The sequence below is a fragment of the Roseateles sp. P5_B10 genome (assembly GCF_056400485.1).
Genome location: NZ_JBFULE010000936.1, coordinates 1 through 1,896 on the forward strand (window position 1 = coordinate 1; position 1,896 = coordinate 1,896).

The 1,896-nt window shown below is 67.5% G+C and carries 3 protein-coding genes and 1 pseudogene; all 4 read right to left on the reverse strand.

The annotated features are described in order from the left end of the window. Window positions 1-317: SRPBCC domain-containing protein (locus AC1DU6_RS29445; RefSeq protein ID WP_477861535.1), on the reverse strand; the 317-nt coding region annotated here is incomplete at its 3' end. Next, window positions 314-667, reverse strand: a complete 354-nt coding sequence (locus AC1DU6_RS29450; protein ID WP_457322962.1) for an ArsR/SmtB family transcription factor — start codon at window positions 665-667, stop codon at window positions 314-316. The genes AC1DU6_RS29450 and AC1DU6_RS29445, both read right to left, overlap by 4 nt. Next, complete coding sequence (locus AC1DU6_RS29455; RefSeq protein WP_477861537.1) at window positions 636-1,310, reverse strand: glutathione S-transferase family protein; 675 nt, start codon at window positions 1,308-1,310, stop codon at window positions 636-638. Before AC1DU6_RS29455 ends, AC1DU6_RS29450 begins: the two co-directional genes overlap by 32 nt. Window positions 1,311-1,422: 112 nt before the next feature. Continuing rightward, window positions 1,423-1,896 (reverse strand): annotated as a pseudogene (locus AC1DU6_RS29460) (MFS transporter); the annotation flags it as partial.

Sequence of the window (1,896 nt, forward strand, 5' to 3'; positions counted from 1 at the left end):
ACCGTGACCAGTGAGGCTGACAGCGCGCGGCCATCCGCCGCCATCGAGTAGGCGAAGACGATGCGCGCCTGCGGCACGATGTCCAGGAACACCTTGTCGACGGCCAACTGGGTGCCGTCGGGCAGGGCGCTGCGGTAGATCTCCTGCCCGCCGGGGCGGAAGTCCATGCTGAACTCCGTGGCGTTCATCTCGGCATGGCAGTCGGACCAGCGCTGCTTGGTGGCCGGGTCGGCCCAGGCGGCGAACACGCGGGTGGCCGAGGCCTTGAAGCGGCGCTCCAGCACGAAGCTGGTGTGGGCAGCGGGAGTCGTCGTCACGGTTGTTTGTCCTGTTCTTCGAGAAGGGCGTCGAGGGCGTCGAACTGGCGATGCCACATCGCCTTGCGCGTGGCCACCCAGTCCTCCAGGCCGCCAAAGGCATCGGGCGCGATGCGGTAAGTGCGCACGCGACCGGCCTTGTCCGATTGCACAAGGCCGCCCGCTTCCAGTGCCGCCAGATGCTTCAGCGCCGAGGGCAGGGCGATGCTCAAGGGCTTGGCGAGGTCCGACACCGAGGCCGGCCCGCGGCTGAGCTGGTCGACCATCGCGCGCCGGTTGCCATCGGCCAACGCCGCGAAGAGGCGGTCCAGGCGCGCGTCAGTCGGYGAGGAAGCGAGCGGGGAGGGCATGGCGCAGAGGGTAGTACTGGAAGACCGGGCGAGCCTCGACGATGCAGCGCCAGACCGAGGGGCGGGCGAGCAGGCGCTCGAAATAGGCGCTGAGCTTGGCGTGCGCGGGCGAGAAGGGCCGCACGATGGCGGCATAGAACAGAGCCGGTGCAGCTGCGCAATCGGCCATCGTGAAGGACTCGCCTGCTGCCCACTCGCGGTCGCCGAGGCGGCGTTCGATGAGGTCGTAGGCCAGCCCCAAGTCGTTGACAGTGCCGGTCAGCGTGGCCGCGTCGCGCTCGGCCTCGGGGCGCAGCTGTTGGGCGATGAAGCGCTGCATGGGCGTCATCACGTGCAGATCGAAGACGCGGTCCCACAAGCGCACCTCCAGCTGCGCCTCGAAGTCATCGGGCAGCAACTGCACGCGGCCGGGGTGGCGGCGGTCCAGGTATTCGATCTGGATGGAGGTCTCGGGCACCACGCGGTCTCCGTCGACCAGCAGCGGGATCTTGGCCGTGGGCCAGAGCGCTGCATAGGCCGTGCGTGCCACCGGGTCGCCGAGATTGACATTGYGGGCTTCGAACGGCGCACCGTTCTCGTAGAGGGCGATCAGGACCTTCCAGCAGTAGGAGGACAGCGGATGGTAGTGCAGGGTCAGGGACATGGCGGCTCTAAAGTTTCCGTGATGGCTAAGTGTATGGAAACTTTCAGATAAAGGAAACTGTCGCGCCAAAATAAAGGCGGGCCAGAGCCCGCCTTTGCCGGAGCGCGGGTCCTCAGTCTTGAACGACGGCCGCCGCCTGCAGCCGCTTGTTCACCCGCAGCGCCACCAGCGTGCAAACCACGCCCGACAGCAGGTAGAGGCTGAGCGACACCAAGCCGAAGCGCGAGGACAGGAAGAGGGCCACGACGGGCGCAAAGGCCGCGCCCAGCAGCCAAGCCATGTCGGCCGTCAGCGCCGCGCCGGTGTAGCGGAAGTGCGGCAGGAAGTTGGACGTCACCGAGCCTGCGGACTGGCCGTAGGACAGGCCCAGCAACACGAAGCCGATCAGGATGAAGGCGGCCTGGCYGGGTTTGCCGCCGCCCAGCATGAAGGGGGCGAACAGCGCGAACACGCCGATGGCCAGGGCCATGGTGCCGAGGTAGCTGCGCCGGCCGATCTTGTCGGCGATCAGCCCGGACATGGGCATGGCCACGGCAGCGAAGGCCGCACCGAGCAACTCCATCTTCATGAAGTCCTCGATCCCCTC